The following is a 7,767-nucleotide window of genomic DNA, read 5'->3' on the forward strand; positions in this document are numbered from 1 at the left end:
GCCGCAACTGCTCGATCTCCTCCCACGTCCCATAGTGCAGCGCGCGGCTTGGGCAAACGGTGGTGCACATCGGTTGCTTGCCGACCGACGTGCGGTCGTAGCACATGTCGCACTTCATCATCAGTTCGAAGTCGCTGTTCATCTTGGGCACGCCGAACGGGCAGGCCAGCACGCAATTGTTGCAGGCGATGCAGCGCGGCTTGCGGGCCGTTTGCACCACGCCGTCGGCCGTGCGCTTGATCGCGTCGGCCGGACACACTTCGGCGCAGGTGGGGCTGTCGCAGTGCATGCACACCACCGGCACGGTTTGGGGAGAAACCGACCGATCGACTTGCTCCAGGTGAATCATCGAATGCCCTTTGTGCGTGTCGCATTCGCTGCACGCCTCCACGCACGACTTGCAGCCAATGCAGCGATTGGGATCGATGAAAAAATGCTTCTGGCCCGGCTTTCCCACCAAAGCTCCCTTCTTAGGACTGCGGCGTCTGGCGCGCGGCGTCTGCTGGCGGGCCGGCCGCCTTGCGGACGCGCACTGCGCACACCTTGTATTCGGGAATCTTGGAAAGCGGATCCTGCGCCGCGATCGTCAACTGATTCGCGCTCATCGCGCCCGCCCAGTGATAGGCGATGAACACGGTATCGGGCCGGATCGTGCGCACCACCTGCGCATGCAGCGTGCAGCTTCCCCGCCGGCTCTCCACCGTCACCCAGTCGCGATCAGCAATGCCCAGTCGCTCGGCCAGTTTCGGGTGCAACTCCACGACTGGCTCCGGGAACTCGTCCACCAAGGGGCCAATCCGCCGAGTCTGCGTCCCCGACAAGAAGTGGCTGACCACGCGCCCCGTGGTGAGCACAATCGGGTACTCGGCGTCGACTTCTTCTTTCGGCGGCGAATACTCGGCGACATTGAATCGCGCCTTGCCATCGGGAAAGTAAAACGGCCCCTTGCCTTGCGCCACCACGTTCCACGACCCCGGCTCGAATAGCCGCGGCGTGCCCGGGTGATCCTCGCTCGGGCAGGGCCAGAATACGCCGTGTTGCCGCTCGATCTTTTCGTAGCTGATGCCGGAATAGTCCGCCACGCCCCCTTGGCTCGCGCGGCGCAGTTCGTCAAAGATCTCGCGCGGTTCGCGGAACGTGAACCCCCGCGGCCGCCCCAGCGCCGCAGCGATGTCCTGGATGATCCGCCAATCCTGTCGCGCGTCGCCCGGCGGATCAACCGCGCGGTTGATCTTGATCACGCGCCCCTCCACCTGCGTGACTGTCCCCTCGTCTTCTTCGTGCAGCGAGCCGGGCAGCACGATGTCGGCGTATTGCGCTGTGTCGTTCATAAAGAAGTCGATCGCCACGTAAAAGTCGAGCTTCTCCAACATCCGTTTGATGAACTGATTGTCGGGCAGCGACACCACCGGATTGAAGCAGATCGACAGCAGGCCCCGAATCTCTCCCTGGTCGATCTTGCGGAAGATTTCCAAGGCGTCGACGCCTGGCTGCGGCAACTCGCTGGGATCGATCCCCCAGATGCGAGCCACCTGCGCGCGATGTTCGGGATTGGCCAGATCGCGCCCGCCGGGCAACTGATCGCACTTTTGGCCATGCTCGCGTCCGCCTTGCCCATTGGCCTGACCGGTGATGGTGGCGTAGCCGCAACCCGGTCGGCCAATGCGTCCCGAGGCGAGCACCAGGTTGATCGCGCCCAGCACATTCTGCACCCCATGACTGTGATGCTCGATGCCGCGCGCGTGCATCAGAAAACTGCTGCCGGCGGTTCCCCACCACTCTGCGGCCTGACGAATCGACTTCTCGGCGATGCCGGTTACCTCGGCGGTGCGCTGCGGAGTCCATTGCCGCACCTGCTCGGCCACCGCCTCAAAGCCCACCGTATGGGCCTCGATAAACTCGTGGTCGAGCCAGTCGTGCTCGATCATCAACTGCAACACGCCGTTGAACAGCGCCACATCGCGCCCCGGTTTGATCGGCAAAAACAGATCGCAGGTCCGCGCCAGCGGCGTGATGCGCGGATCGACCACGATGATCTTGGCGCCATGCTCGCGCGCCTGCCACACGTAACTGGTGGTGATCGGGGCGCACTCCGCTACGTTCGCGCCGCTGATCCATACCACGTCCGCCGCTGGTATGTCGGACCAGGGGTTTGCCGCCCGATCGACGCCAAACGCCTTCTTGTTGCCCACCCCGGCGCTCACCATGCAGAGCCGGCCGTTGTAATCGATGTATGGCGTCTTGAGGCACATGCGGGCAAACTTGCCCATCAGATACGCTTTTTCAGTGGTCAGGCTGGCGCCGCTGAGCACGCCCATCGCCGCTGGGCCATGCGCGGCCTGGATGCGGCCGATGTTGTCGGCCACCAGCCGAATCGCCTCGTCGTATGGCACGGGACTGAAGCCGCTCGCGGCCGATGCGTCGCGCCGGTAGGCGTGCAGCAGCCGATCGGGATGCGAGCCTTGCAGATAGCGCTTCACCCCTTTCGGACAGAGCATGCCGCGGTTGAACGGAAACTCCATCCACGGCTCAAAGCCAATCACCTCGTTGTTCTTGACCTTAAGCTGAATACCGCATTGCTGTCCGCAAAAACAACAGTGCGTCTTCACTAGTTTGTCCGGCTCGACGCCGCGATCGAGTCGCGGGCCGCTGGAATACGCCAGGTGCGGGCCAAAACTGTCGAATAGCTGCTCGCTGGTGGGTCGCTGCGTCATGGTCTACTCGGCGCCCCCTGTCGCGCGAAGGTCCGTTGCCGCGCGCTCCGCTTGCCACATCCGCCCTTGAGTCAAGGCGGGCAACAGCCGGCGGCAACGAGGGCAGATGCGTTGATAATGGTCGATCGGCCGCCCCGGCGTCTCATAGCGAAAACCCAACTGCCGCTCGACGACGATCAAATCCTCAATGTGCAACTGCGAAGCGTATTCCACACCGCAGCGAGCGCAGCGCGCCTGCGCGCCGCGAGCGCCGGCGTCTTTGTAGAACGACACCCCCAATTGCGCCGGCCGCTGAAAGATGTGAAAGAACTTGCCAAACGGCAGCCACACCAGCGTCACAATCACCACCGCCGCATGCAGGATCGCCAAAAACTCGTAGGCGTAACCGTGCATCCACTCGTAACTGACCACCAGCATCAAGCCGGTCACGCTGATTGCGAACAGCAAGACGAGCGGCAAAATGTCCTCGCCAAAACTCTGCATGGCGGCCGCATCGCGGTCGCGCATGCGCCGCCGCATCGCCAGCATCACGCCGGCGATCACCAACAGCGACGCCCAGACCAGCCCATGCAGTATCAAGGCCCCCACCAGCGATTCGATGGTGAAGGCGAACGTTTCAAAGCCGAACACCACCACGCGGTAGCGCTCAAAGTCGTGGCCGTCGACCGCAAAGTGAATCCAACCGTACACCAACGGAAACGTGATGGCCGACGCCAGGATGCAGCCCCACATAATCAGCCAGTGCGCCGCCCCGCGCGTCGCGCTGCGCCGCCAGATAAAGCGGTTAAAGACAAACGCGTTCACCAAGCGCTTGAGCCACGACAGCAGATTGCTGGACAGATGACGCGGATCGAGAAACAACTGCCAGCCGCGCTTGAAGTACAACCAGGTGGGCGGACGCTGCAACCAAATCGTGTAGCGATAGGCGATGCCGAACATCGCAAACAGCGTGGCAAACGTGTAGCCCACCAGCGCCGCGTCGAAATGCGACAACCGTCGCGAGCCAATCAGCACCAGCGCCGCCAACAGAGCCGTAGCGGCCAAGGCCGTGCAGGTCGCTATCACCACTTCGCGTTTCACGTGTCTGCTCATCCCCCTCGATTTAATGCACAGCCTATCGGTTGGGTAGCAAGTTCGGCAACCGACCGAAGACGCTCCTTCTAGCGCCCGTCTGCCGCCGGGCACAAGCCGCGCAACAGGCGCTGCCGCGGCGCGACACGCCAGTCGCCGCCAGGGCGCTAGCTGGCGAATCGGGCGTTTCGGACCGCAAGATCACGCCTTGATTTCCAGTCCCAAACGCCGCAAAATATTGGTTTCCACGCCTGGAAGGCGACCCGCCTTTCACTCAATCGCCAGTCATCCGCGGAGCATGGTTTCGGCATGATCTTCGATCACATCGAGAAGCTAAAGCGCGACTGGACAGACAAATACGTGGTGGCCGACACTTCGCGCCCCGAACTGACCCGCTTTCGCGGACTGACCGGCGTGGTGCGTACCGTGAATATGAACGGCCGGGCGCTGGTCGAGTTCGACGGCAACCTGAACATCGCCTGGTACGACATCGCGCTCGACTTTTTGAAGGTCGTCGACGCGCCGCTGCCCAAGGCCGCCGAGCCCAAGGAACGAGCGGCCCCCAAGGCGGCCGCTGCCCCGGCGGCTAAGCCGGCCGAGGCGCCCAAGAAAAGCTCCACCGCCGATATCCTTGCCGCCGCGCGTGGCAAGTCGGCTGCCCCGGCCACCAGTGCGGCCCTCGCCAAGAAGGCGAGCACAGCAGACATCCTGGCCGCCGCGCGAGGAAAGGCCGCCGCGCCAGCCACTGCCAAGGCTCCGGCCGCTCCCAAGGCCGAAGCCGCTGCCAAACCGGCCACCCCTGCGGCCGGCAAAAAACCCTCGACCGCAGATATCTTGGCGGCCGCCCGTGGCAAGGCCGCCCCTGCCGAACCCAAGGCCGCCGCGCCAAAACCTGCGGAGCCAAAAGCCGCAGCGCCGGCGCCGGCTGCCGCCACGGCCGAAGCGCCCGCGCCCGCAGCAGCGGCCAAACCCGCCCCGGCTGCCGAGGGCGCGCTTCCCAAAACGACCGCCGACCGCATTGCCTACTGCCGCAAGGTCGACGCCAAGGGTTAGTTGCCCAACCCCCTCACGGCGGGTCGCTCACCGTGCGCTTGGCGCCCGACCCGCTATTCTCGACGGCGGCAAAATCTGGCTAAACGCTTCACGATTCGCGCCATGCGGCGTATCTTGTGTGCACGCTTACCAATTTCTTTGCCGCCAACCAAGGCGATCCGATGTCGTTCTCTGACCAGCCCACTCCGGTGCCCCCCTTGTCGTCCCCGGCCAAGCGCAGTTGGTGGCAGCGCAATCGGTTTTGGTTCTTGCCCCTGCTCATCCTCAGCCCGGTGCTGTTGTGCTGTGTCCCTTGCGGCGGCGTTTTTTACTTCATGCAGTCGATGGCCAAGAACTCGAAAGCGCATGGACTGGTATTGGAGGCGATTCGCGGCGATGCGCGGGTGATCGAGGCCCTGGGCGAGCCAATCGATGAGTCCTTTGTGTTTGGCGGCGGCGATCCCAATCTGGGCCCCTTCAATCTCTTCTCGTGGATCTCGGGGCCAAAGAACAAAGGAACCGTCGAGGCGCTCGTCGTCCGCGAAGGAGACCAGTGGGTAATCGCCCGATTGATCGTCAGGCCGAGCGAGGGCGATCCAATCGATCTGGTCGCAGACCCCAATGCCGAGCCGGCATTGCCGATCGACGAGGCCCCTGCCGACGCCATGCCGGCTGAAGATGCCGCGCCGGCCGATGAATCCGCTCCCGTCGACGAAACTCCGGCGGAAGATGCGCCCCCGGCAGACGAACCGGCCGCTGCCGAAGAGCCAGTCGCCGAATCGCCCCAGTAGCCGCTACTTCACTTCCAGCATCCGCGTCAGCGCCACCAGCGCCCAGCGCGATGTTTCGTCGTCACGCGCACCACATTCACCGGTGTCCCCGCCAGATAATTCTCCAGCGACCAGCACAGGTGCGCCAGGTCGATGCGATACATCGTGGCGCACATGCAGACCACGGGCGACAAAAAGTGAATCTGCTGCTCCGGGTGTTCCTGCTTGAGGCGATTCACCAAGTGCAGTTCCGTGCCAATCGCCCATTGGGTTCCGGCGGGCGCCTGCTCCACCTCGCGAATGATCTTGCCCGTCGAGCCGATCACATCCGCCTGATCGACCACCTCCATCATGCACTCGGGATGGACAAGAATCTTGATGCCTGGGTAGCGGTCGCGGAACTGCGCTACATGCTCGGCGCTGAACATCTGGTGTACGCTGCAATGCCCCTTCCAGAGCAGCACCTTGCTGTTGGCCAGCGCCGCCTCGGTGTTGCCGCCTAGTTCTTGGTGCGGGTCCCACACCGGCATTTGTTCGAGCGGCACCCCCATCGCGCGGGCCGTGTTGCGTCCCAAATGCTGATCCGGAAAGAACAGCACTCGCTTGGTCCGCGCAAACGACCACTCGAGCACCGCCTTGGCATTGCTCGACGTGCAGACAATGCCGCCATGCTGACCGCAAAACGCCTTGAGGCTGGCCGCCGAATTGATATACGTCACCGGGGTAATGTCGTGGGTGTCGATCACCTCCCCCAACTCTTGCCAGCACGTTTCCACCTGTTCGATCATCGCCATGTCGGCCATCGAGCAGCCAGCCGCCAAGTCGGGCAGCACCACCGTCACCCGCTGGCCGTGCCGCTCGGCCAACTTCTCTGGCCGGTTGGCCAGCACGTCGGCCGTTTCCGCCATGAAATGGACGCCGCAAAAGAAAATCGCGCGGCAATCGCTGTTGCTGGCCGCCATCTGGCTCAACTGGTAGCTGTCGCCCCGCAGGTCAGACAGCGCAATTACCTCGTCTTGCTGGTAGTGATGCCCCAGGATCAATAGCTTCGATCCCAACTCGCGCCGGGCCTGCTCGATGCGCTCGCTCAATAGCGATTTATCGAGGCCTTTGTAATCAGAGAAGGGAACGCTAGATGGGTGCGCTGCGGTGGCCATGAAACTCAATTCGCGTTTGCGAAGGCGGGATGGTCAACGGCGTGCAAAGCTGCCCGCTTGATTCATTATATCGCCCCGAGGCAAACGAGTCAGAAAACGACTTCCTCAGCCGCCTAAACTGCGCAAATCGTTGCCAGCAGTTGGCAACCGCGTGGTCAGGGTAAAGTTTGCGGGCCCAATCGGCTGATAATTAGGGACACGTTGGCGATCGAGCGCCAGCGTCGCACCTATTCCCCCTGCGAGCGGTATGAAAACCCTCGGACCAGAACAGATCGACGACCTGACAAGCGCCTGCCAGGCCGGCGCCAGCGAGATTGCGCAAGCGCTGAGCCGCGCGCTCGACGCGCAGATCGAAGCATCGCTGGAGCCAGGTGGCGCGTGGGATCGCGCGTCGCAGTCCGAGGGGTTCGATGGCCCCGGTCTGTTGGTGACCATTGGCGTTGGCTCCGCGGCGATTGTCGCGGTGCTTCCCGAATCAACCGGCTTGACCCCACCCTGGTGCGCTGCGCCCGATGCGACTGGCAAAAGCAAATTGGCCACCCTGGCGCAAGAGCTTAGCCTGCTGATCTTGCCCGATTCGATCGTGGCGGGCGAATATCGCGCGGTGCGCGTGCCTTCGATCTCAGCCGCGCTAGCAGCGGCGGCGCCGGCGTCCAACGCGGCGTGCGTGAGCATGACCCTCAGCGCCGATCAGGGGCGCCAAGGCGCGCTCAGCCTCATTTGGCCGCTACAAAATCCACGGAGTTTATTGTCGATGCCGGCCGCGACCAGCACCAAAAGCCCAGCGCCGGCTCACGCATCCACCGCGCCGCCCGCGTCGCGTCGCGTTGCCGCGGATGAGGGACAACTCCCCTCGTACACGCGCAGCTTGCTGCGCATCCCTGTGCCGGTCAGCGTGACGCTCGCGGCCAAGCGTCAATCGGTGCAACAAGTCCTGGAGCTTGTGGCCGGCTCGATCATTCACTTTGACAAGGCCTGCGACGGCCCGTTGGATGTTGAGGTCAACGGCCATTGCGTCGCCCA

6 protein-coding genes and 1 pseudogene are annotated in these 7,767 nt (G+C 63.5%); 3 read left to right on the plus strand and 4 right to left on the minus strand.

What is annotated here, in order from left to right:
• The 3 genes from K1X71_20685 to K1X71_20695 form a co-directional block, all read right to left on the minus strand.
• Window positions 1-457, minus strand: a 457-nt coding sequence (locus tag K1X71_20685; GenBank protein ID MBX7075566.1) for a 4Fe-4S binding protein, incomplete at its 3' end; no start/stop codon positions are given.
• Window positions 458-470: 13 nt separating this feature from the next.
• Window positions 471-2,714, minus strand: coding sequence for a molybdopterin oxidoreductase family protein (locus K1X71_20690; GenBank protein MBX7075567.1), 2,244 nt, complete (start codon window positions 2,712-2,714; stop codon window positions 471-473).
• Between the two features lie 3 nt (window positions 2,715-2,717).
• Entirely contained in the window at window positions 2,718-3,794 is a 1,077-nt protein-coding gene (locus tag K1X71_20695) for a hypothetical protein (protein MBX7075568.1), read from the minus strand.
• A gap of 300 nt (window positions 3,795-4,094) precedes the next feature.
• Here K1X71_20695 and K1X71_20700 point away from each other — a divergent pair, with 300 nt between their 5' ends.
• Complete coding sequence (locus K1X71_20700; GenBank protein ID MBX7075569.1) at window positions 4,095-4,838, plus strand: hypothetical protein; 744 nt, start codon at window positions 4,095-4,097, stop codon at window positions 4,836-4,838.
• 161 nt (window positions 4,839-4,999) lie between these two features.
• Window positions 5,000-5,608 (plus strand): cytochrome c oxidase assembly factor 1 family protein, encoded by a 609-nt coding sequence (locus K1X71_20705; GenBank protein MBX7075570.1) that lies wholly within the window; start codon window positions 5,000-5,002, stop codon window positions 5,606-5,608.
• 3 nt (window positions 5,609-5,611) lie between these two features.
• Here the strand turns inward: K1X71_20705 and nadA are convergent.
• Window positions 5,612-6,744: pseudogene (nadA, locus tag K1X71_20710) on the minus strand (quinolinate synthase NadA).
• 247 nt (window positions 6,745-6,991) lie between these two features.
• Between nadA and K1X71_20715 the strand changes: the two are divergent.
• On the plus strand, window positions 6,992-7,767 hold a 776-nt coding region (locus K1X71_20715), incomplete at its 3' end, for a FliM/FliN family flagellar motor switch protein (GenBank protein MBX7075571.1).

Source organism: Pirellulales bacterium (genome assembly GCA_019694455.1).
GTDB lineage: Bacteria > Planctomycetota > Planctomycetia > Pirellulales > JAEUIK01 > JAIBBY01.

Bases quoted from the DNA above. Each gene is read 5' to 3' on its own strand.
- K1X71_20690 (MBX7075567.1), bottom strand. From the start codon at position 2,714: ATGACGCAGCGACCCACCAGCGAGCAGCTATTCGACAGTTTTGGCCCG.
- K1X71_20700 (MBX7075569.1), top strand. From the start codon at position 4,095: ATGATCTTCGATCACATCGAGAAGCTAAAGCGCGACTGGACAGACAAA.
- K1X71_20705 (MBX7075570.1), top strand. From the start codon at position 5,000: ATGTCGTTCTCTGACCAGCCCACTCCGGTGCCCCCCTTGTCGTCCCCG.